Source organism: Psychrobacter sp. Pi2-52, from assembly GCF_904846705.1.
GTDB lineage: Bacteria > Pseudomonadota > Gammaproteobacteria > Pseudomonadales > Moraxellaceae > Psychrobacter.
Genome location: NZ_CAJHBS010000011.1, coordinates 74,358 through 98,216 on the forward strand (window position 1 = coordinate 74,358; position 23,859 = coordinate 98,216).

Here is a 23,859-nt window from a genome sequence, read left to right on the forward strand (position 1 = left end):
CAACAGCTAGGCTATTAGGGCTTATGTTCCGCTTAAATAAGATTGTTAAGTGCTGAGTTTTAAATTAAGCAAAAAGCTTAAGCAAATAGACCTGCCATATTGGCTAAGAACAATAACGCGAAGCCTGCCAAGAATATTAAGCCTGCGATAGACAAAGCATTCATACCTGCTGACAGTTTCTTATGCTTTTTAACCAATGAGTAGTTTAACCAACCAAAAATAGGCGCAGAGACGAACGCCGATATCATGGCAAACTTAAGCATAGCGCCTAGTTGTCCTGTGAAGAAAGTGATAATCACTAGACCACCACCGATGGCATAGGTCGTCCAAAAAGCGATCTGCTTTTTATTGATTTCGCTTTCACCTTTTAGCAAGCGCCAGCATTCAGCATTAGCACGTCCATAACCATCAGCACAGGTAATGGTCGTGCCAAACATACACATAAAGGCGACGAAAGCGACCAGCAATCTCGACCATTCACCAATGGTTGCGGTATACATATTGATTAACTGGTTGATATAAGCACCGCCGACCAACTCAATCTCTTGTCCTGATCCGTACTGGACAAACACACCTAACGATAAGAAGAACAACGCCAATATCGCTGATACTGCATAGCCAACGTTAAAATCTAACAAGCCTTGGCTATGCGTGGTGTGATCCGCTTTGACTTTGGCAGAGGTCCACATAGAGGTAATTGCAGCAAACTCTAGCGGTGCAGGCATCCAGCCCATGAGTGCTACGATGAAGCCCAACGTGGCCAGGTTCCAAGGAGAGGCCGCCACAAAATCTACTGCCATAACGGTTGGCTTGCCAGCAGCAATGATAACTGCAGCAACAGTAGCCGTGGTAAGCGCAATCATAATCCACTTAGTCACACCATCGAGCAACTTATAATGCCCTGCAATCAAAAAGAACCAAGAGACTGCGACGATAATGAGAGATAACGCCATTGTCGACAGACCAAGTGAGGCTGGCAACATAAAGCCCAAGATTACGGCAGCAATAAGTGAAACCGCACCCGTACTAATAACCGCTGACAAGATAGAAAGAATAAAATATACCCAAAGATATACCTTTGAGCGTTTGGCATAGCCTGCAATCAAACTCTCGCCAGTATCGTAGACGTAGTCAGTTGCGAAGCGAAAAAACGGATACTTAAACACGTTGGCCAATACAATCATAATGGCCAGTTGCCAGCCATAGATAGCACCGGCCTGTGTTGACGAAATCAAATGCGAACCACCAATGGCAGCAGTCGCCATCAAAATACCTGGGCCAAAGATGCGCCAGCTAAAGCCCTCTTGTTGCGAGGCAACGCTATCGTCAGGGGCACTTGGGTTGTTGAGTTGTTGTGTGGACATGAATACCTCGAAATGGTTAAAACAGCAAATTATCACTTACCTGTGTCAGCTTGCCAATGATCATGAAAGAACGTCCTATAAACCGTCTAAATATAAAACGATTTACATCGTATCGACTTTATCACACCAACACTGTCTAGGAGAATGATTATTCTAGTTATTATTACTATTTGTTTGCATTGCTATTCTTATTGGTTAGCATACTTGTAAAATAATATCAATATTTAAAATGAATTATTTTTGGCGGTTCTTTATAACACAATATTCATCGGATATCTGCCCATTTAGGCCTGTGACACAAAATTTTGCTGCCGATAAGTAATGCCGCGCTGTTCGTAGACGTGATAAATGGCTGTGAGCAAGTCAGGTATTTTGGGATGTACAAAGTCTTTGAGGGTGTGTAAATAAATAGGGGAGGTGACATTTTCATGAACCAAACGTTGGTAGCTGATCTGTTCCGTACGTACGGTTTGCAAGCTGGCAGGCACCAATGTAATACCTTCTCCTGCCGCGACCAGTCCCAATGCTACCTGCAAATCACTGACTGTCGTGGTCATAAAAGGTGAGATGCCATACTGGGCAAAAAGATGTAATAAAGGCTCAGTAATAGGCTCGCTAGATGCTGCTTCGTGAGTAACAGCACGGTTGACTCTGCTTGTAGAAAGCTTGTCGTTTGCTTGGGTCGCTATTTCTGTCGTCACCGTGGACGAGACTGGCAAATGTGTTTGATGATATAAAATTAAGCGATTGTTCGCTAGGTCTATCAAGCGTTGCTTACGTACATTGGCAAGCGGGTGTGATTTTGGTAATGCCACCACGTAGCGTTCATGACGTAGCAGAATCTGCTGAATCCATGGATCTTGGTGTGCAAATCGGCCAAAACCAACATCAATCTCACCAGACTTGAGGGCATCCATTTGTTGATATGAGCTAATGTCTTTTAAATTAACATCGATATCAGGGCTGAACTGTTTAAGCGTGGCAATGATTTCAGGCAACAGGCCATATAGCACTGAGGGCACAAAACCTATATTTAAAACGCTGCTGGGTGCTGATAGACGCTGAGTCATACTGGTCACCGTATCAATCTCGGTCAGTATGGTGCTTATTTTATCGTAGAAAAAACTGCCCGCTTCTGTCAGATGTAGTGGTCTGTGGTAGCGATCAATAAGCACCACGCCCATGTCAGTCTCTAACTGTTTTAGCAAGCGACTCAGGCTCGGCTGTGACAGTCCTGTCTTGGTGGCGGCAGCGCTAAAGCTGCGCAAATCTGCAACCGCGATAAACGCATTAAGCTGTTTTAAATCCATACTATTGAGCCTGTCATAGTCTATGCTATCTCTACATAGAACAGTTCTTAAGATTGGTTTATCATATTATTTAGAATAGTTCTTATCAATATTAGCGCTATCCCATAAATTGTGCTTGAAGATAATAGGTCGAGCAACTATATTGTTGGCTAATAACACTGTTACAATATAGTAAGAAAATTCATTCTAGCAATCATTTAACACCAGTAGAAAAACTGGTTTGGTATTATTCTATGAGCGACGAAAAAAAAGACGCTGGCACCGATTTTGATGAAAAATTGGCTAGAATTATTGACCAAAAATCGCGTAAGCGTAATAACAATGACATCTACGAACGCTTTATCAATCGAGTCCATGGCTCCGAAGAGAACGATCAGGCTGAATTTGAAACACTAGAAAGTGCAAAGAACCTTGCCGCTTTCGAACCCTTGAGCACAGAAGAGTTGCAACTGTTTGAAGATCAAAGCAGTGAGCAAGAGTTATTGCTAGAAACAGAAAATGTTACAGCAGCAAACACTACCTCTGAAGCTTCAGATACAAATGTAGTATTTGAAAATATATCTGAAAATAATGTGCTGAATATCGCTAACGATAGCGACAGTATTAGTATTGATGTCAATGATGTCAGTTCAGATACAGAAGCCTCAGAATATATAGATCGCAACAATATAGATAGTAGCAATCAAACAGAGTCGCACTCTACGGTTGACCATAGTGAATCTAACATAAATGAAATATCAGATGATGATTCTTTAAACATCCCTTTGAAAATTGAGAATGTGTCTGAATCAGTTATCGAAAAGCCAGTCATAAACAATAAAGTGATCAAAAGCAAGAAACCAATCATGATGGCTATGGTAATTGGTTCAGTAGTATTGATTGCTATTATATTAATACTCGTTTTTTCAGGAGTCTTATCTACTTCGGTGGTTGATAGTATAGACAACAGCACTGACGGTAATATAGAGACAGACAGTACACCAGCTGTTAGTGCTGAGCCAGCACTGTCTACAGACAGTCAAACAACTACGGCTAGCGTTGACTCTAAAAGTACGCAACCAGCCACTACTCAGCAAAACACTTCAGATAATAGTAAACCAGACACACCAGCTGCTAATGAATCAGAGTCAACTTCTGAAGATCCTACACCAGAAAATGATGCCACTGTTATAGCTACTGAGGAAGCTGCGATAACTTATGAGGACTTTAGACAAGAGTCACAGACCACCTTATACCGCGAAACCAATGATTAAATGGTTTACGTTTTATACCATTTCAGACAGTTAGATAACCGTCTATCAATTTATTCGAGGCGTTCGTACTAGAAATTGTTGCAACACAATATAAAATTCGTATCATTATGTAAAAGGCGCGGTTATGTGCCATTGATGATATGAATTATACGGTACGCAACTATGAATGAATCAGAAAACGTGAATAATGATATCGAGCCAAAAAGCATCAGACCACGTAGTCTTGTTTTTGCTATTATCAGTGTCATCTGTATTGTTCTAATATCTGCCTTCTATATGTCTAACCGTATCTCTTCCACGCTATCTCAAGCGTCGACGACTAATAACGGTTTAACAGTCAGCAATATTACTAAAGAAGCTAATGCTAATCAGACTGTACAACAGCATTCGAATAGCCAAAATCAACCTAGCAGACCTATAGTTATTGACGGTCATGAAGATGACACCGCCATTAGCTATCATGACTTCAAGCAAGAAGCGCAAAATGTGCTGTTTCGTGAGGAAGAAAAGATCATACAAGCTAAGTACAGTACATATGGTCTTACGCCTGCTGTCAGCGCTGCAGATTTTAAGATAGAAGCACATAAAACCTTATATCGTGAATCCAGTTATTAGAGCTGCTATTAGCGCTATAAAATTATATTAACAGCTATAAATCAGTAAGTGACTAACATTAAGCCCCATTATTCTTCTCTCATGTTTAGAGAAGAGTAATGGGGCTTTTTTTGTGGGCTTAATGCTCCATGCTTTAGCTAGCTTGCAGGTCGTGTTAAGCCAGTTGCTTTTTAAGCGTTCGTAAACGGCTTTTAAATTCTGAGCGGTCAACATAACAGCCTTTGAGACGACGTTCACCGACGTTTTCATCAAATGCGTTACGCCCATGCAGGACTCGGCGGTTATCAAAAACGACCATTTGACCCGCTGCTAATTTTAATTCAATCTTATAGCGACTGTCTTTTAGTCGGGCCATTAGCTCTCGATAAGCAAGGTAGTAGTCGTACATAACGTCACTTGGCAAATCGAAAACATCTGCAAGATGGGCGTTGTATTTGATTTCTACAATATTGCCAAAGTTGTCTAGATTGATGACAGGGTGGTGCTCACGGATATCATGGGCAGTGTCATGAAAACGAAAGGGGATGGCATATTCGGCCAGCAAGCGAAAATACTCAGGCTGTTCTTCTCGTAACCCTTCTAACACCTTTAATCCGTCTACGAAAGTAGATTCGCCGCCTATGCTTTCATTACTCAAAAAATGCAAAAATTGATAGCCTGGAGGTAACTCCTGATTTGGCAAGTCGGTATGCAAAGGTAATGAGAGCGAGGTATAAGCTAAATTAATCGGCGACTTCTCTGATATCACATCAAAGGTCATGCCAAAATTGGTCTGCCGTAAATAATCGACTCGCATAGCGGTCTGTACGCCAGCATCAGAGTCATCTGGCATATTATCAATAATAGTAAGCCCATATTTATCTAGCGCACTCATCCACTCATATAAAGCGCTTTCACTGTTCATGATGCTCTGTTGGTCATACATCGGAATGTGGTCAATAAACGTGCCATCCCAGCTTTCATAAGGACTGCTATGATCCTTGGCCAACGCACTAGAATACCCAGACTCACGTAACCAGCTTTGTTCAAAGTGGCTGATATGCGCCTGTTCTGACCATTCAATTGTCAGCGTTGTATCATAAAAAGAGACAGAGAGTGGATGAATATCTTTTGAGACACTCAGCAAATCAAAGCTACGCTCGCCAGTGTGCGGATGAAAAGCCGATGGGCAGTTATCACGCAGCCAGATATAGTGATACGTACTGTCAATACCATCATTCCAGCGTATTTGAATAGCGCGGTCAATGAGCGCAACGGATTCTATTTGATTGTCAGTTGCTACGGCAATGTCTAGAGATGGTGTTGCTTGAGGCGTTTCCATTGGAGCAGACCCTACATATACATGAAGTAAAAATATATTTTACGATATCTTGTTCGGATCGGTTATTCAAACAATGAATTACGAATCACTTAATAGGCAATATCAATAAACGCAGTACTAAACTGCGATTGATATCTGGCGAGATATTTTTTGAAGGGTTTTGAATAATATTAAGGCTTCGCGAACGAAGCCTTAATATTTGCGACAATTGGTATAAGCTTTTTATTTATCCGAAAGCTAATTATCGAAAAGCTACCTTAACCAGTATTTCGTAACCCTGCAGCTAGCGCATTGATACTACGGATTAATGGATCTTCTACATTAAGGTCGCCATGTGCCGAATCGTTTGGGGTGTCCTGTTGTCTGGCACGCTTTAACAGCTCAATCTGGATATAGTTAATAGGATCTAGATAAGCGTCTCGCCATTGCAGGGATGAGGCAAGGTTTTGCTGATTGGACAATAAAGAGTCTTGCTCAAGCAGAGAGTTTAATCCTGAATTGGTCAGCGCGTATTCATCGGTGACCGATGTCATGATTTTTTCGCGTAACGGCTCATCATCACACAGTTGGCTATAAGCCTCAGCGATATTCATATTGGCTTTGGTAAAGGCCATCTCGATATTACTGGTAAATACGCTAAAGAAAGGCCAATGCTGATTCATCTCTTTCATCAATGCTTCGTCTTTTTTGACACTATCTAGCGCACTACCGACGCCATACCAAGCAGGTAAGGTAAAGCGTGCCAGTGACCAGCCAAATACCCAAGGAATCGCTCGCAAGGTGGTCTTACTTGGCAGGCCTTTTTTGCGATGGGCAGGACGTGAGCCAATGTTTAACAGAGATATTTCTTGTACTGGGGTGACCTCGGAGTAGAATTTATAAAACCCTTCGGTATGATCGGTCAGCTCTCGATAACGTTGTTCACCTGCATCTGCTAAGCGTGCAAACAGCGCTTCATACTCTGGCAACTCAGTCGGTTGTACCACAAACCTTGTAGAGCAGGCTTTGAGTGTACCTGTAATAGCCATGGTCAGCTCAAACACAGCGGTATCTGTATTGGCATACTTGGCATAGAGCACTTCGCCTTGTTCGGTTACTTTAATCTGCCCATGCAGCGTGCCTGCCGGCTGTGCAGCAATGGCTTTGTGTGTTGATCCACCACCACGGCTCACAGAGCCGCCTCGACCATGGAACAAGCGTGTTTTTATACCATATTGCTCAGCAATGTTATTAATGGTTTGCTGTGCACTATAAAGCTGCCATGCAGAGGTGATAATACCGCCGTCTTTTGATGAGTCTGAATAACCTAGCATAATCTCTTGCGTGTTGTCCGTGTTCTGTAGCAGTCCACGATACAGCGGATTGTCTAGCACGGCAGGCAAGATTTTATCGATATTTTTGAGATCTTCGATGGTCTCAAACAACGGTGCGACAGGTAGGTCAGCAGACAACTGACCTTCGTCATCAATTCTGCATAAGCCTGCAAACCGCATGAGCAGCAATACTTCTAGTAGCTGACTGGCATTATTAGTCATTGAAATGACGTAACTGCCAAAGGTGTCTTGGCCAACCAGTTTGCGTAGGGTGGCAACTGAATTCATCAGTGCCAACTGCTCGCGTGTTTTGTCTGCTAGGTTGTCAGTATAGATGAGTGGTGTGCCCGGTTTTTCTAGCAAGCGTGTTAGCCACTCTCGACGCTCTACTTCATTGAGCGTTTGATAATCTGGCAGGTTAGAGGCACTGGCAAAAATATCAGCAATGACTTCGCCATGATAAGACGATTCCTGACGGATATCGAGCGCAGCTAGATGGAAACCACAGGTTTTGACCAGACGAATCACATCGAGTAATAACCCATCTGCATGTGCTGTGTCATGAGTATTCACGCTATGACGGATAATGCGTAGGTCTTCTAGTAATTCTTCTGGGTTGGTATACGCATCTTTTTCGGCCTCGATATCCGTGCCTTTGCTTTGAATGCGGCGATTGGTGGCTTTGACTTTAGTCAGAATAATAGAGAGTAGTCGACGATATGGCTCATTGCGATAGTCATCGAGGTTATAGTCAAATACCCGCTGATCGAGCTCATCGTAGCTTTTTATTTTGTTATATACGTCAGAAGATACCGTCACGATAGTGTCGCTATGAATAAGCTGTCGGCGCAGTTTTTTGATCAATACTTGGTAGTGACGCAGCACGGTATCAGCATGCATCAACACGGCACGCTCTGTGGTCTCAAAAGTCACAAAAGGATTGCCATCTCTATCGCCACCAATCCAAGAACCAAAGCTCATAAACGCAGGCAGTGGATAGTCTGTGAGCTCTGGATAGATATCGACAATGGCTTTTTTGATATTACGATACACTTTAGGAATGGCATTGAACAAACTGGCATTAAAGTAATGCAAGCCATTGTTAATCTCATCATATACCAATGGCTTACGAGTGCGTACTTCGTCAGACGACCATAACAAGTCAATCGTTTGCGCCGTTTGCTCTTTGGCTTGCTCATAAGCAAAGCTGTTTTCAGACACGTTGTTTAAAGCGTCGCTATGCGTGAATAGACTTTGTAAGATATTCATCGTTGTACGGCGACGCGCTTCGGTAGGATGCGCCGTAAATACAGGTGTAAACTTTAGCTGATCAATCAGCTCTTGCATTTGAGCAGGCTCGATATTGCGTTCACGACACTCAAGTAAGGTACGACGAAATGATCCTTCCCAGCTTTGCTCAGATTGCATACGCAGCTCATGACGCTGCTCACGCAAATAGTTCTCTTCGCTTAGATTGGCTAGGAAAAAATAGATAGAAAAGCCGCGTATGACGTTTTTTAAGGTTTGATTGTCCAAAGAAGCAATAAAATCGATAAGCTGCTGTTTATGTGCCTCATTCGGCTCACGACGCTGTTGAATAAAGCCTTTGCGCAGCGTCTCAATCGTATCTAGCGTCTGCTCACCAGATTGGCGAGAAATAGCATCACCTAATAATGAACCCAATAAGCTGGTGCGTCTACGTAGTACGTTGTTATCTAGTGTCATCTTCAACCTTCCTATCAAATGAATGGATACAATACTATGGTTATCTTATACGTAATATCCTTATGGTTTTTTGCAATTTAACATAAATAGGTGAGGCCTGCTTGATGTTGATAACAACTTTTTTACTAGTAGATATTAGCAGACCTCTAATGCACTATTATTAAAGCGATTTTTTATGACCATGCTCATTGCTATATTCTATCCAAAAGTCCGCATTATCCACTCCAGCCTTTCTAGGGTCAAAGACAGGGTTTATACCTAATTTCATCTGCTCGTCGTAGTCTTTTAGAACTTTTAGAGCAACTTTACTTAGAAGTAAAATGGCAATGAAATTTAAGTAGCACATACTGCCAAACCCTATATCACCTAACGCCCACATCATACCGATTGACTGGACACTACCAGTGAAACAAACGATTAAAAAGACCAGTTTGAGTACATGCTTGAGAATGGGGTAGCGCAGTTTATTGTCCAAATAGACCAACGTAGTTTCGGCAATATAGTAATAAGCAACCAAGCAGGTGAAGGCGAATAAAAAGATAGCAATCGCAACAAAACCACTTCCATACTGGCTAAAGACAGTAGAGACAGCCGCTTGGGTAAATGCCGTACCAGCTTCAACACCAGGCATATTATTAACTAGGGTTATACCTTCAGGGGTCACTACGTTATACATGCCAGTTGATAGAATCATTAGTGCTGTTGCCGTACAGACAAGCACCGTATCGATGTAGATAGAGAAGCTTTGCACTAAGCCTTGTTTGGCAGGATGTGATACTTCGGCTGCCGCTGAGCTAAAGGTCGCCTCACCAGCACCCGCAACGTTTGAGAAAACAGCACGGCGTACGCCCCAAGAGATTGCGGTCCCAACCATACCACCAAACACTGCATCCATACCAAAAGCGCTTTTAAAGATAAGTGCAAACATTGCAGGGATATTTTGAGCGTTAAATGCCAATACAATTACCATCATGAGGATATAACCGATTGCCATGACAGGTACGACTTTTCCTGCAAAATTAGCAATACGCTTTACACCGCCAAATATAATGATACCTAAGAGTACGACTAGGATAATCCCTGTTACAACGGGCGGTATATTAAATGCTGTATTAAAAGAGTCCGCAATGGTATTGGCCTGAACGCCAGGCACTAACACGCCGTAAGATAGACAGGTCACGATAGCGACGATGATAGCAAAAGGTTTTAGCTTCAATCCTCTTTCAATATAGAACGGGGAGCCGCCACGATATTGATCACCGACCTTATGTTTGTATACCTGCGCTAAGGTAGACTCAATAAAAGCGCTAGCACCACCTAACACACCCATGACAATCATCCAAAATACTGCCCCAGGGCCACCTGCTGCAATGGCTGTTGCAACCCCAGCAATATTACCCACACCAATACGTCCTGATAGCGCCATACAGAAAGCTTGGAAGGAGCTAATCCCAGCTGATGAGCTTTGTTTGTCGAACAACAGCCTAATCATTTCTTTGAAATAACGGATTTGTACAGCACGAGTCATAATCGTAAAATATATGCCGACACCTAACGCAAGATAGACTAGGGCGTCACTCCAAATATACCCGACGATAGTATTGATGATATTTTCCATAACTTTACTTCCTTGTAATGTTTTTGGTTATGCTGACTTGGGCGTGGATAGCGGACAATGTCAGTTTTTAGTTCACCAACCAGATAGTTTTGGTTTGGGTATACTGGGACAACGCCTCTAAGCCATTGTCACGACCACCGAAGCCAGATTGTTTATAACCACCAAAAGGTGTCGTAATGTTGCCTTCAGAGAAACCATTAATCGAGACGGTACCAGCTTTAATAGCGGATGCCACGCGGAATGCGCGATGGATGTTTTGTGTATAGAAGGAAGCGGCAAGACCGTAATTACTCTGATTGGCGAGCTGAATAGCTTCCTCTTCGGTTTCAAAACTAGTGACAGCTAAAAGTGGGCCAAAAACCTCTTCTTTAAACAGCGTCATGTCTGGGCTGACATTGTCAAAGATGGTAGGCTCAATATACCAGCCACTACCGAGTTCATCGTGGATACGTCCACCTGCGATCAAACGAGCACCCTCCGTTTTTGCAGTATTGAGATGTGATATTACTTTCTCAAAATGTGCTTTTTCGATCATTGGGCCAATAGCGACCTCGGGATCGTAAGGATGACCAACCTTCCAAGACTGAAGACCTTCTTTTAATAGCGTGAACAAGGCTTCTTTTTGGCTAGAGTGGACAAGTAGACGTGAACCACAGCTACAGTTTTCGCTCATATTCCAAAAGGCAGCGGATAAAATATGCTCTATGGTTTGTTCATTGATAATGGCATCTGCAAAGACGATTTGAGGGCTTTTGCCACCACACTCTAAGACGACTTCCTTGAGGTTGCTTTGTGCAGAGTACTGTAAAAACAGTCGACCGACTTCGGTTGATCCTGTAAAAGAAACCATATCAACATCCATATGCTGACCGAGTGCCACACCTACTTCTTCACCAAGCCCACAGACTAACTGCAACGCCGCTTTTGGCACGCCAGCCTCGTACGCCAATTGTGTTAATCGATATGCTGAGAGCGAAGTCAATTCAGCAGGTTTAACAATGACTGAATTGCCAGTTATTAATGCGGGTGCAACTTTCCATGCATACATTTGTGCTGGGAAGTTCCATGGTAGTACTGCACCCACTACACCGATAGGCTCTTGTACCACAAGGCCTAGTGCATCTGCGCCAGTAGGAGCAACCTTGCCAAAAACTTTATCAGCCGTTTCGGCGTACCATTCAAAGGTTTCAATCGTAGCGGGCAGGTCAGTGTTGAGACATTCTGTAATAGGCTTGCCTGCATCGACGCAATCTAGGGCAGCTAACTCATCCATATGCTCATGCATCAATTGACACCAGCGCTGCATGATAGCTTTGCGCTCTGCAGGAGACATCCGTCGCCACTCGCCATGTTCAAAAGCGTCTCGGGCTGCCGCGACCGCCGTATTAACATCTTGCCGACTTCCATTAGCAATGCTACCTATGCAGGTATTATCAATAGGGCTGTAGTTAGGGAGTGTTGTCTCAGGTACTGGTGCTGTGGTATCTATTAAATGGCCTGCCCAAAGCTGTTGGTTGCTGGCGAGTTCGAAGACTTGTGCTGTGGTCATACTCATTAGACTGTCCTTTTCTATACAATGGTAGGAACGATAAGAATGGTGCGATGTATCAAGACAGAAGTGCTAAAAATGACTGAGTCTCTTCTTTTGACATATCAGTCAAAGGTAGTCGTACTGACCCAACATTGATGCTCCCGTTAATGCAGCCTGCTTTGGCTTTTTGGTTATAGTTTCCAGACTCCATAGAGTGGATAGCAGGATACATGGCTGTCATCAGCTCTTTAGCACGGTTCCAATCGCCTTTTTGTGTGGCTTCAAACAATGCGACTTGTTCTGCTGGAAATACGTTAGCCGCACCAGCGATCCAGCTCTTAGCACCCCAAAAGAAGAAATCTACTGGTTGATCGTCACAACCACAGACCACTTCAAAGTTTTCAAAATCAGCCTGTAGCATACGTAATGCATGGCTAAAATCGCCACTGCTCTCCTTGACGCCTACAATATGAGGATGTTTGGATAAATGCGCGACGGTTTCAAACTCAATGCTCACACCGACGCGTGCTGGAAAATTGTACATAATGATAGGCAGGTCAGTGGCATCAGCGACGGTTTCAAAGTGCGCAATAATACCGTCTTGGTCTGGTAGGCTATACGGATTGGCTGATAACATTAAACCGTCGTAGCCCAAATTTTTGGCTTGATGAGCAAGTTCGATAGAATGATTAGTCGATAAACTGTTGATACCTGCAATCAGAGTGACTTTGCCTTTGGCAGCGTCAGCGATAGTGGTCAAAACCAGCTCACGCTCTGCAGGCGAGAACGTGTAGTATTCCCCCGTTGTACCGCAAGCTACGATTCCGGTAACGCCTTTCTCTATGAATACATTGACCAGTTTGGTTAACTTTTGAGTATCAATATCTCCATTAACATCGAAAGGAGTAACGATAGGGACTAAAACGCCATGAATGTTCATATAAATATCCTTATTTGGAAGTAAAAGCCGTTAGTAAGCCATGAGCTATTAGCGACGTTGTTGGTTCTATGAATTGTCATAGAGATAAGATGTTCGATTATTATTTAAAAGACTTACGTTTGAAGCGATTTAGACGATAGGCAGTAGGATCTACCATGGCAGTATCGCCAAAATACAAAGCCGCGATCATCTGTGCGCTTACCACAGCTTGGGTCAGACCTAGATGCTGATGACCAAAGTTTAAAAAGACTGAGTTATGTTTATCTATGATGGGTAGCGAGTCTGCTGTAGAAGGTCTAAACCCCATCCATTGCGTATTGCTATCACTATCTAGTGGGGTCTTTAGCATTGCTTGAGCTTGTTTCAACAGCATATTCGCACGGTTCATATTTGCCGGCGCCTCAAGTCCTGCATACTCAACAGTACCAGCCAAGCGCAGCCCTTTTTCCATTGGTGTCATAATAAAGCGGCGATCCATGCTAGAAATAGGGATGTTGAAACGCTGACTTTCGTTAGGAAGCATCAGGTGATAGCCTCGCTCTGTATCCATTGGTACTGAGACGCCTGTTAGCTGTTTGGCTAAGGCTTTGGAATGAGCTCCTGCGGCGAGCATAACTTTGCTGGCATGAAGCTGCTTTTGTGTCGTCGTCAAACGAATACCATCAGTTATTACTTCCGCGCTCAGAACACGGCAATTCTCATAAATTTGACCACCAAGCGATCTAAAAATAGTACTTAATTTATGGGTAATGGCTTCTATATTGGTGATATGACCTGTCTCTGGAAAAAACAAAGCACCCAGTTGATTGTCTTTTAACGCAGGCTCAAGATCTGTCAGTGCTGACTGTGAGAGTAGGTTGTTAGAAACCCCTAAACTATTTAAGCGTTGACCATGTTCAGTCAGCACTTTTAGACTGTTGGGCGTCTCTGCAGTTAATACAGAGCCTTGTATTTGCACCCAAGAATGTAACTGCCACTCTTTGGCAAAATCTTGCCAAGCTTGAAGGCTCTGTGCATTTAATGCCAAAAGCGCTTGGTGACTGCGTGCAAATGGTTCGGTACGCATATTAAGTAATAACTTGAATGCCCATGGTGCTAAGCGTGGAAGGTAGCGCCAATCTATACGCAGAGGCCCTTCAGGGTTGAGTAGCATGGCAGGAACATGTCGTAAGATACTGGCATCAGCAATAGGGAAAACCTGTTCAGTGGCAATGTGACCTGCGTTGCCATAAGTTGCACCGCGACCGATTTTATCCGCTTCCAAAATCGCAACTTTTACCCCACGAGACTGTAGAGTAACCGCAGCACATAGCCCGATAATGCCACCACCGATGATATGTATATCAAACACTTGTGTGTCCATGAGAGTCTCGCTTTTCTGACCTTACTGAGCAGTGATTGGTTGCGTTCTAGAAGCCATACAAACTGGTATCTATAAAGAAATACCCCATTTGAACGGATCGCTGTCTTGAACGATGAGAGAGGTCTCTGCACATACGTAGGCGTACCCTCGAATCGTGGGGATAATAGTATTGATAGGGTAGTTATGAAGAGGGCTATGATTACTAAGCACATCAATAGGCTGATAGCTGGCACTAAAGACACTGCCAATGATGCTTTGCTGATACCAAGTCTCACCAGGTGCGAGTACATTATCTGCGGCTAAGCAAGCCAATTTGGCACTGGTTCCAGTACCACAAGGAGAGCGATCGTAGGCAGATCCAGGGCATAATACGAAGTTTTTGCTGTTAGTGCCGGCGAGATCGCTCTTGCTAAACAGTTCTATATGATCAATTTCGCCATTGTTAGCACCCATAATTCCAGACTTATGAAGTGCTTTTTTAATCTGTATGCTAAATTGAGTAAGCGCCTCAACATTATTGGCTTCAATAGCTTGCTTATGATCGTTGACTAAGAAAAACCAATTACCACCCCAAGCGATATCTCCATAGACAGGACCGATATTGGGTACTTGAACTTCTACTTGTTTTTGGTAGCGGTAAGAGGGTACATTCTGGACGCTACAACTACCATCATCATGCAAGGTTGCTTTAACTAGGCCTACGCTTGTTTCTAGATAGTGATCACCAGCGGTTATTTTTTGTTGATAAGCTAGAGATGCAATAACGCCGATAGTGCCATGGCCACACATACCTAAATAGCCATGATTATTAAAGAAGATCACGCCAGCCGTGGCACGAGGATCGGAAGGCGGGCACAAAAGCGCTCCGACAAGCACGTCATTACCACGGGGTTCTAGGATAATACTTTGACGTAAATGATCGAAATTCTGTTTGAAGTCTTGAAGTTTTTCTTGAATCGTTAGTCCACTAAGCTCAGGAAATCCTTCATACACCATACGAGTAGGTTCACCGCCAGTATGGGAATCAATAATCTTAAGAGTGAAAAGCGTATCAAACATGATTGCCTACCTGATTCATCCGTGAGTTAATAGCGTTATTCATAAATGAACAAGGCGTAAATATAGAATGACGTTTTTCAGAAAAGCAGTCTTGATGTTTTTATATGAATAAATGCGCATTTCTGTACAGGTTATAAGGATATTTAGGAGTATAAATATTGTGTAGCACCCTAAAATACCTGAAAAGCTCAACGACAAGCTTGAGATGCTATATGGGAATATACCGATGCGGCCGTTAGTATTAGAAACACCTACAGAACAACTGTCAAAACACCTACAGACTTATCAACCAGCCAATTTTGATGAGTTTGTTGGCAATATATCGTTATTGATGCCTCTGTTTGACACTATGAAAAATGTGGTGTTCTTTGTTAAAGATGACCAAGCATGCTATCGATTAGTCAGTAAAACGCTCATTAGACGCAGCGGGCTTAAAAACAAAAAAGCACTAATAGGACTGACTACAGAGCAAGTATTTTTGAAGTCTCAAGGCAAGGATTATCTCAATCAGGATCTGAGAGTGTTAAGGGAAGGTAGGGAAATTGTTGATAAACTAGAACTTCATAGCTATGCATCAGGACAGCTGGGATGGTGTATCACGCAAAAAATCCCCGTCTATGATGTAAAAAATCATATTGTAGCAATGGTAGGTATATCAGTAGATATTGATGAAGATAACGAGCGGATATTACGCAAACACGCTCGATTGGCAAGCGTAGATCAATACGTACGAGACAATCTTGATCAAAAGATTAATATTGGTCAATTGGCGAAATTGGCAAATCTTAGTCAATCGCAATTGGAGCGTACCTTCAAAGCAGTACTCAATATGTCACCCATTCAGTTTGTACAAAAAATGCGTCTAGAGCATGCCATTCGACTATTAGCGAATCATAAGCTAACAGTGACTCAAGTCTCCTTAAATTGTGGATATGGTGATCATAGTGCCTTTAGTCGACAGTTTAAGCAGTTTACTGGCATGTCTCCTGTGAACTTTCGTAAAATACATTTCAAAGAGCCATAAATAAAAGCAAAAAATATGGTTCTTGACTCTAAAATAACTCTCTAACGACTCCAACTAACGACTCCGAAGCTCATCTATATAATCTGCCCAATCTTGCATCATCTGCACCCTAGTATCGATTTCATCAAGTCTGTTGTAAGCCCCGCCATGTGTGTCTTTTATCCTGTGACCTAGCTGTAATTCTGTGACGATATCTGAATAGCGTAGCTCAGGCTGTTCCATGAGTAAGGTTTTCGCCGATGCTCGAAATCCATGCGCACATTGCACGTCTTTGTATCCAAGCCGGTGGAATATCTGCACCAACGTCGCTTTACTAATATAAGCATTGCTTGAACCGCGCATCGACGCAAATACATGTTCCTTATGCCCAGTAATTGATTGGATGTTTCGTAATCGCGCAATTACTTGCGTGGCTAAGGGAACAACTAAGTGCGAGACCATATCGTCACGACCTTCGCCCTTAGTCGGGGAGAATGCCCATGTATTGTTGTCCCAATCGATGTCATTCCAACGCATTGAGCGCAGATCGATGCTACGTACAAACACGTAAGGTAATAAGTTCATTGCCTCTAATGTGATCTTACTTGCACCTCTAAAATTCGACATATCCTTTAAGAGAGTCGCAAATTGGTCTGGCTTGGTGATGGCAGGCAAGTGATTGCCTGAATTGGCAGGTGCAAGCTCACCACGGGTATCAATTGCCACATTTCTATCGCACAACCCTCGAGCAACAGCGAATGAAAATACCTTTTCAGTATACAGACGAGTGCTTGCACCAACGAAAGTCGCTTGGTTTTCATTGTTTTGAATCGACTCACACACACTTAGTATCATCTCGCTGGTGATATCGTCCATTCTTAAATCACCAATTTCTTGGCACATATATCCTAGGCATAAATCCCAGAACTTAAGGGTTGACTCACTGTATGACAGTTTTTTAGATTTACTTTGATTGCGACCTGCTGTTTTGTGTTCTCGCCATGCTTGAGCAATCTCAGAAAATGGTGCGTTTTTTAGGTGAGTATATTTATTGGTTTGCTCTTTTTGCTGGATAGCTTTAGGGTCAGAGCCTTTGGCGACCATATCAAGAATGGTGTCTGCTTTATACTTAACCTCATGTAGACTGACATCCTCAATCTTACCCAACATCATCCTAGGGCGTTTGCCCTCGATATGCGGATGGGAATAACGTAAGTAGTATTCCTTTTTGCCATTTGGATAAATACGCAGACTTAGGCCAGCCACACCTGAGACGCTGACAGAATAATCTTTGTCTCGGCATTCGAGCCTATTGATATCGTTTGCAGTGTCGATAGCCATAATGTATATCCGTCATATGATAATTAAGGTTAATGATAGGTTTATGATTAATGACTTATAAAAAGTCTCTTCTGTAAAAAATATAGAAGTATTGGACACTGTCATGGACACTGATATTCGCTAGTATTTTTAGTAAAACCTTATAGAGTAATGGTTTTAACACTTAATTATCCCCAAGTGAACCTTGGGGATAATTATAGCATAGTGACCAAATATTGAGTAGGTTATGCGCTGAAAGGGTTACACGGCATTTTTACTAGTTATTTCGATACATAATTAAATGCAATTATGGTGTTCATGATTGATTTGGTAAGGAGTTGAACATATTTTCCACAAAACACGTGCTCCTGTACTCGCACAGAATATAAAAATCAGGGTCATAGTACTGCTCTATGCAAATTTGGAATGCATCAACTTTAAGAGATTTATAGAAAATATATAACGAAATACTAAATATATTAAAAAATATCAATAGATAGCTCATTCATCCTAAAGTTGCCTTGGTAACAATAAATAGAGGACTGCTGTTTGTGGGTAGATAAAATTTATCGCTACGCAAAAGAAAATATAGTCAGCTCTAATGATTTAACAATTTGTCTGTTATTTAAATTTACAAGGTTATACGTAATGACTTGGGTATGGCAATTAACAGCTGTATAAGATTAGAGGCAAGGATGACGTTTAGCTAAATTTTTGCAATTAGATATAAGTTGGTGATATTGAGCGATGTCTAGCCATACAAACGATGGTTGTCAAAAATAGGCTATTAGCATATCTATATTAAGGATTTAACCAGCGGACATAGATAACAAATAAACTATCATAGACGAGCAGCCATGATCATCTCGAATAAAAAGATAAGAACATATTTGGACATAGCCATTAGTATTTAGAGAAGCATAGAGCATTGATAACCAGTTATATAGTGAGTTTAAGTTTTACCATTCAGCAAAAATTAAAATTAACTGATTAAATGATTAAATGATTAAATGATTAAATGATGCGCCCATGAAAATTATGGAAAGTAAATTTTAGCAGGTGTGAACTATCATCCAAAAGATTCGATTGAATTAACAAGACAGAGTTAGTCGGCGAGAGCTAAACAGTTTGGTAGGATGTTTATATCCAGTAGCATTAGAAATATCTGATAATCCTGATCCTACTACTTAATAGACTTCATTTAACATAATATACATTATGCGAAAACAAACCAACGGTTTTAGTAGTTAGGCGAAAAACCATTTATACCATGTCATTCTTATACCTTAGATCAGATTTAATATGAGTTTGAGTTATAGACTTCTACTAACGACAAGTTTCAAGCAAATGCTGACGTAACGTTTTGTCATCCTGATCTAAAACCACATCTGCAACTTGGCAATTTTTATCATTATCGTCACATGACAGCTCATAATAAATATCGCTACCTTGTGCCAAGCTAACTTGAACCAATCCTTGATCAGTTATTGAAAACTTTTTGTCTTGCGTATAGTCAGGATCTTGCGAGTTCCAAAGTACATCGTAATCTATATTGCAGGACGTCTGAGTTTTCTCAAAATATTCTTGCTCAAGTTGCATGGCTGCTTGCAAGTCAGCATCAGCGTATTGCTGCAGCACTACAGGATTACTCATACCTTGATCATCAATATCTTGTTGGTACATTTTCGTGATGGTCGCAATCTTCATATTAGCCATGGCATTTTGTTTCTGATCTACTTTTGATACATCCGCTATAGCGTGACCGACAGGCATCAGTCCTATGGTTAATAGTAATGTCAGCGATTTATATGTTGGCATTTTATTCTCTGCGAGCTTTTGTCCTATAAGTGTTACCGACTATTACATCATACCTATATTCGGACTCTGCTGTATTATCGTATCATTCAGGTTTACTTACTAAAATATCGATTACATAGCGCTTTTATGGTATTTTTTACCAGTTCCCATGACAATTTATAGTGATGTTTCTTTCGCTAATAACTGTGCTAAGGATAATTTTATGATGACATTACCTGCTTTTTTTAAGGAAAAATCTGCAACATTAGTCTCTAGCAGCCTTCTGTTATTCACGCTAGCTGCTACGGGTTGTCAGTCTGCTTCTGAGTCCAGTGAAGCCATTGTATCTCAGCCAACCAGTAGCTCATCAACACCTAGTAATGCTGATATCAGCCAGAAAACCCTTAGGCAGCAAGCGTTACGTATACAGCGCGCACTGGCAAATAAGGACTTTTCTAGAATCACTAATGATATCCATCCAACACGTGGCGTTCGTTTTTCGATGTACGCTTATGTACGGCCTGAGTCAGATAAAGTCTTTAGCCGCGGGCAATTTGCACAGTATTTACAGCAGTCTAACATTCAATTTACTTGGGGCGAAAAAGACGGTACTGGCGATCTATTGGTCACGCCGTTGCCTGCTTATCTGGATACTTGGGTGGATGGCAAAAAGTTCAATAATGCTAGTATCAATGTCAATGAATTCAAAAATAATGGTAATTCTATCAATAATTTAAAAGAAATATACCAAACATCAGATGTTGTAGAATTTTATTATAAAGGCACGGATGAGTATGATGGTATGGACTGGCGGGTACTACGCTTGGTATTTGATGAGTATCAAGGCAAGCGTTACCTAGTGGCTATCATTAATGACCAATGGACGGTTTAAGGTGTAGAGAAAGATTGCCCGACAACTTTTATAAGGCTTGTTTAAAGTGACAGCTTACTCTATCTGGATATAAATGCTATATATATTCAAATAAATATATATATCGCAACTTGTGTTAAATAGTTTTTGGTATGGTTTTTAATGACAAGCTTTGTCAGTTTTAAGCTCGGGACTTTGTGCGGTTTTTTTGATTAATTTTAGCGCTTGTTGTAGCTCGCTTGAGTTTTTATAGAAGCGCTGTTGATTGAGCGTATAGCCTTGTACTAAGTATTCACGTAGTCGCTGCGTTGCCCAACGCCTAAATTGCACGTCTTGAGGAGATTTGATGCGATAACCGACTGATATAATCACGTCTAAGTCATAAAAAGTCACCGGACAGTCTGAATTTGCAATATGCTTGTGCTGTCTTAAATACAGCGTGCTATCACAATCCCTATAAATATCATTTATAACGGCGTCTGACGAAAGAATTTTACCATCATCTCATAAATATCCGGATAAGCATCAACCAGCTTTTGCGGCGTTTCAAAAAACACTTCACTGAGTACCGCAAAAAACTCAGCAGGATTGGTTGCGCCATAACGATCAAGCCCTGACTTGCGATGTGTCTGAAAGTCCTCAAAATCGCGGCTCATAATCTGTGTCCAGTTTGCAGGATCCATATCAGGTTGCATCGGCGGAAAGCCATTGGCACGGCCATTCATCATATCGAGCTTATGAACAAACTCATGAATGACAACGTTATGCCCGTCACGTTCGCCTGACCTGAGTGCTTGGCGTCCTTCCATGAGAGAATAACAGGCCCTCGCAGCCATGCTTCCCCGCTACGGTGTTGACTGCCTTCGTGGACGATACCAAACTCATCTACCGTGGTGCTGTTGCTTTTGTACGAGCCCGGATAAATGATGATGGATGACCAACCAGCATACCAATCAAGGCCTAAGTTTAAGATCGGCAAACATGCTTGCAGTGCAATCGACTGTCTGACAGCATTCGTAATTTCAAAGCCTTGTGCACCAGTGATAGATTTATCAGCTAAAAATAATGTTGCTAACTCAAATAAATGTTTCATCTCGTCAACATTTAATCTATCAAGTATCACGATACGCTCAGCCGCTTGCATCCAGTCAGCCTGAGTAAATTCACTGTTGTCTAGTATGCGCTGTTCACGCCAGTCTTTTATGATGCCAAACATAATTTGCTATCCTTAAACCTTACGATATTGAAATAACTCAGCCTAGCATGCACTCACTTGCCACAAATATACCAATATCGTTATTAAGAAGACTTTATGGCATCCAGCTGTACTTCAACCACACGAAGTGCCATGGTCTTCCAATCCAATTCCAATCCATCGGCGAACACCACATGGTGACTGATACTGACGTACCCATGCACGATGGCCCAGATATCTAGCGCTATTTGCCTGCGCTCCTCAATAGTAGCACCATCTGGTAGATATGAACCCGCCACCCGTACCAATTTTGCAAAGGCGCTATCTCTTGCTGCAATGGCCTCGATTGAGGGCTGATATCCTGCATCAGATTCCCCAAAAATCAGCCGATAATGCGCTTCATATTTCTCGCCTACATTGAGATACCCTAGGCACGCCTCTAGCACTTGCTCTTTGTTTGCCTTACCTTCTGGAATGACATCCATGGCTTCACGGACGAGATTAAATCCTTCTATGTACAGCGCATCTAGTATGCCTTGCTTACCTTGGAAGTGACTGTATATACCGATGGTGGACAGTCCTGCCCGCTTGGATATGGCGCGTACACTCAAGGCTTCCCCACCCCCTTCTAAGAAAAGCTCAGATGCAGCGTTTAGTATTTTGGTTCTGGCATCCATTAGATTCTCACTATGTCTTGACAATTATAACAGTGTTATTCTAGTATATAACACTGTTATGCACAAACGATTATGAATTGATTGTGTTGATAGAAACTCAACTTAAGAGTAAGGACGCTATGAGTATTCAACAGCTAGAAACGGATTATCTAATCATTGGTAGTGGCGCGGTGGGCATGGCTTTTGCCGACGTACTACTTACAGAGACCGATGCTAATATCATTATCGTCGATAAACATCATAAGCCAGGTGGTCATTGGAACGATGCCTATTCGTTTGTCACACTGCATCAGCCATCGTCTTTTTATGGTGTTAGCTCACGTGAGCTTTGCGGCGGTATGATTGATAAGATTGGTTTAAATAAAGGCTTATCCGAGCTGGCATCAGGTGCAGAAGTCATGTCGTACTTTGATAAAGTCATGAAGCACACGTTTTTACCAAGTGGCCGCGTGAAATACTTCCCGATGTGTGAGTACAAAGGCGACGGCAAGTTTTCATCGTTGCTGTCTGATACTAGCTATGAGGTTAAGGTCAATAAGAAAATCATTGACGGTACTTATTTCAAAACCTCAGTACCAGCGACCCATACCCCAAACTTTGAGATTGCTAAAGGTGTTAAGTTTGGCCCGCTAAATGATTTACCGAGTTTAAGTAAACCTCGTGACGGTTACGTGATTATCGGTGGTGGTAAAACAGGTATTGACGCGGTTTTATGGTTACTAGAAAACCAAATTGACCCAGATCATATTACATGGATTATGCCAAGAGATGCTTGGCTAATCGATCGTAAAAACACCCAACCCTCTCGTGATTTTTTCACCCATACTATTGGAGCACAGGCCACTCAGGCAGAAGCGATTGCTGAAGCTAAAAACATCGAAGACCTGTTTAATCGTTTAGAAAAAGGCGGCGTATTAATGCGTATTGATCCAAATGTACGCCCGCAAATGTTCCATGGCGCTACCATTAGCAGTGAAGAGCTCAAGCAGTTACGCCGTGTTAAAAACATTGTACGTAAAGGTCGCGTGACCCGCTTAGATACTGACAAGATTTATTTTGGTGAGGACAGCATTTCTACCACCCCCAACACCATGCATATCGACTGCTCTGCACGGGCAGTACCAGTGACAGAGACGTACGATGTATTCAAAGGTGATACCGTGGTGGTGCAAACCGTACGTACCTATCAACCTGTATTTAGTGCCGCATTTATCGCCCACATCGAGGCCAATTACGATGACGAAATTGTCAAAAATGAGTTGTGCCAAGTGGTGCCAATTCCAAATCATGATACGGACTTTTTGGTTGGCCTTGTTAAACAAATGCAGAATCAGATGCGTTGGTCAAAGGAGCCTGTGCTACGTGAATGGATGATCAACAATCGCTTAGATGGCTTCACCAAATTGGTACGAGCCAGCGAGGACATGCCACCTGAAGAGCTTGCTATTCTTAAGCGTCTAAAAGAAGCAGGACCAAAAGCCGCTGCAAACATGCCTAAGCTCATGAGTGAAATCATGCAAATTACGGCAGCGCGTCAAGCCAAAACTGCTAATGCTTAATCTGATAACTATAAAATAAAAAAGG

At 42.2% G+C, this 23,859-nt stretch carries 20 protein-coding genes; 5 read left to right on the top strand and 15 right to left on the bottom strand.

The features are described 5' to 3' along the window. Positions 1-77: 77 nt before the first annotated feature. Positions 78-1,265: a divalent metal cation transporter gene (locus JMY00_RS07710; RefSeq protein ID WP_227677034.1), complete on the bottom strand. Its 1,188-nt coding sequence runs from the start codon at positions 1,263-1,265 to the stop codon at positions 78-80. Between the two features lie 383 nt (positions 1,266-1,648). Then, the gene (locus tag JMY00_RS07715; protein ID WP_201579725.1) at positions 1,649-2,674 is read right to left on the bottom strand and encodes a LysR family transcriptional regulator; all 1,026 of its coding nucleotides are present in this window, start codon (positions 2,672-2,674) and stop codon (positions 1,649-1,651) included. Between the two features lie 233 nt (positions 2,675-2,907). Here JMY00_RS07715 and JMY00_RS07720 point away from each other — a divergent pair, with 233 nt between their 5' ends. Together JMY00_RS07720 and JMY00_RS07725 are read left to right on the top strand one after the other, a co-directional pair. Beyond that, positions 2,908-3,927: a hypothetical protein gene (locus JMY00_RS07720; protein WP_201579726.1), complete on the top strand. Its 1,020-nt coding sequence runs from the start codon at positions 2,908-2,910 to the stop codon at positions 3,925-3,927. 162 nt (positions 3,928-4,089) lie between these two features. After that, on the top strand, positions 4,090-4,542 hold the full coding sequence (locus tag JMY00_RS07725; RefSeq protein ID WP_201579727.1) for a hypothetical protein: 453 nt from the start codon (positions 4,090-4,092) through the stop codon (positions 4,540-4,542). A gap of 154 nt (positions 4,543-4,696) precedes the next feature. On the opposite strand, the gene JMY00_RS07730 is transcribed toward JMY00_RS07725, so the two are convergent. The 7 genes from JMY00_RS07730 to JMY00_RS07760 form a co-directional block, all read right to left on the bottom strand. Further along, the gene (locus tag JMY00_RS07730; protein WP_201579728.1) at positions 4,697-5,863 is read right to left on the bottom strand and encodes a TauD/TfdA family dioxygenase; all 1,167 of its coding nucleotides are present in this window, start codon (positions 5,861-5,863) and stop codon (positions 4,697-4,699) included. A gap of 257 nt (positions 5,864-6,120) precedes the next feature. Beyond that, a complete protein-coding gene (gene ppc / locus JMY00_RS07735) occupies positions 6,121-8,901 on the bottom strand; it encodes a phosphoenolpyruvate carboxylase (protein WP_201579729.1) in 2,781 nt (926 codons plus the stop codon). Between the two features lie 160 nt (positions 8,902-9,061). After that, the gene (locus JMY00_RS07740; RefSeq protein ID WP_201579730.1) at positions 9,062-10,519 is read right to left on the bottom strand and encodes an alanine/glycine:cation symporter family protein; all 1,458 of its coding nucleotides are present in this window, start codon (positions 10,517-10,519) and stop codon (positions 9,062-9,064) included. 67 nt (positions 10,520-10,586) lie between these two features. Continuing rightward, the gene (locus tag JMY00_RS07745; protein WP_201579731.1) at positions 10,587-12,074 is read right to left on the bottom strand and encodes an aldehyde dehydrogenase; all 1,488 of its coding nucleotides are present in this window, start codon (positions 12,072-12,074) and stop codon (positions 10,587-10,589) included. A gap of 52 nt (positions 12,075-12,126) precedes the next feature. Beyond that, positions 12,127-12,990 (bottom strand): 4-hydroxy-tetrahydrodipicolinate synthase, encoded by an 864-nt coding sequence (dapA, locus tag JMY00_RS07750; RefSeq protein ID WP_201579732.1) that lies wholly within the window; start codon positions 12,988-12,990, stop codon positions 12,127-12,129. 100 nt (positions 12,991-13,090) lie between these two features. Further along, a complete protein-coding gene (locus JMY00_RS07755; protein ID WP_201579733.1) occupies positions 13,091-14,353 on the bottom strand; it encodes an FAD-dependent oxidoreductase in 1,263 nt (420 codons plus the stop codon). 69 nt (positions 14,354-14,422) lie between these two features. Further along, the gene (locus tag JMY00_RS07760; RefSeq protein ID WP_201579734.1) at positions 14,423-15,412 is read right to left on the bottom strand and encodes a proline racemase family protein; all 990 of its coding nucleotides are present in this window, start codon (positions 15,410-15,412) and stop codon (positions 14,423-14,425) included. Positions 15,413-15,638: 226 nt separating this feature from the next. Here JMY00_RS07760 and JMY00_RS07765 point away from each other — a divergent pair, with 226 nt between their 5' ends. After that, positions 15,639-16,436 (top strand): helix-turn-helix domain-containing protein, encoded by a 798-nt coding sequence (locus JMY00_RS07765; RefSeq protein WP_201579735.1) that lies wholly within the window; start codon positions 15,639-15,641, stop codon positions 16,434-16,436. A gap of 54 nt (positions 16,437-16,490) precedes the next feature. On the opposite strand, the gene JMY00_RS07770 is transcribed toward JMY00_RS07765, so the two are convergent. Together JMY00_RS07770 and JMY00_RS07775 are read right to left on the bottom strand one after the other, a co-directional pair. Further along, positions 16,491-17,756 (bottom strand): integrase arm-type DNA-binding domain-containing protein, encoded by a 1,266-nt coding sequence (locus tag JMY00_RS07770; RefSeq protein ID WP_201579736.1) that lies wholly within the window; start codon positions 17,754-17,756, stop codon positions 16,491-16,493. A 1,305-nt stretch (positions 17,757-19,061) separates the two neighbouring features. Beyond that, entirely contained in the window at positions 19,062-19,553 is a 492-nt protein-coding gene (locus tag JMY00_RS07775; protein WP_240990692.1) for a hypothetical protein, read from the bottom strand. 202 nt (positions 19,554-19,755) lie between these two features. Here JMY00_RS07775 and JMY00_RS07780 point away from each other — a divergent pair, with 202 nt between their 5' ends. After that, positions 19,756-20,424, top strand: coding sequence for a hypothetical protein (locus JMY00_RS07780; RefSeq protein WP_201579737.1), 669 nt, complete (start codon positions 19,756-19,758; stop codon positions 20,422-20,424). A gap of 138 nt (positions 20,425-20,562) precedes the next feature. Here the strand turns inward: JMY00_RS07780 and rhuM are convergent, their stop codons facing one another. The 4 genes from rhuM to JMY00_RS07795 all read right to left on the bottom strand — a co-directional run bounded on the left by rhuM (position 20,563) and on the right by JMY00_RS07795 (position 22,275). Continuing rightward, positions 20,563-20,796 carry a RhuM family protein gene (gene rhuM / locus JMY00_RS07785; RefSeq protein ID WP_346765007.1) on the bottom strand — a complete coding sequence of 78 codons (234 nt, stop codon included), beginning with the start codon at positions 20,794-20,796 and terminating at the stop codon, positions 20,563-20,565. 74 nt (positions 20,797-20,870) lie between these two features. Beyond that, positions 20,871-21,131 (bottom strand): zinc-dependent peptidase, encoded by a 261-nt coding sequence (locus JMY00_RS13620; RefSeq protein WP_240990694.1) that lies wholly within the window; start codon positions 21,129-21,131, stop codon positions 20,871-20,873. Beyond that, positions 21,128-21,619, bottom strand: coding sequence for a zinc-dependent peptidase (locus JMY00_RS07790; protein ID WP_240990695.1), 492 nt, complete (start codon positions 21,617-21,619; stop codon positions 21,128-21,130). The genes JMY00_RS13620 and JMY00_RS07790 overlap by 4 nt, the downstream gene beginning before the upstream one ends. A gap of 83 nt (positions 21,620-21,702) precedes the next feature. Further along, positions 21,703-22,275: a TetR/AcrR family transcriptional regulator gene (locus tag JMY00_RS07795; protein WP_201579738.1), complete on the bottom strand. Its 573-nt coding sequence runs from the start codon at positions 22,273-22,275 to the stop codon at positions 21,703-21,705. 119 nt (positions 22,276-22,394) lie between these two features. On the opposite strand from JMY00_RS07795, the gene JMY00_RS07800 reads away from it, so the two are divergent. Continuing rightward, on the top strand, positions 22,395-23,834 hold the full coding sequence (locus tag JMY00_RS07800) for an FAD/NAD(P)-binding protein (protein WP_201579739.1): 1,440 nt from the start codon (positions 22,395-22,397) through the stop codon (positions 23,832-23,834). Positions 23,835-23,859: the final 25 nt, after the last annotated feature.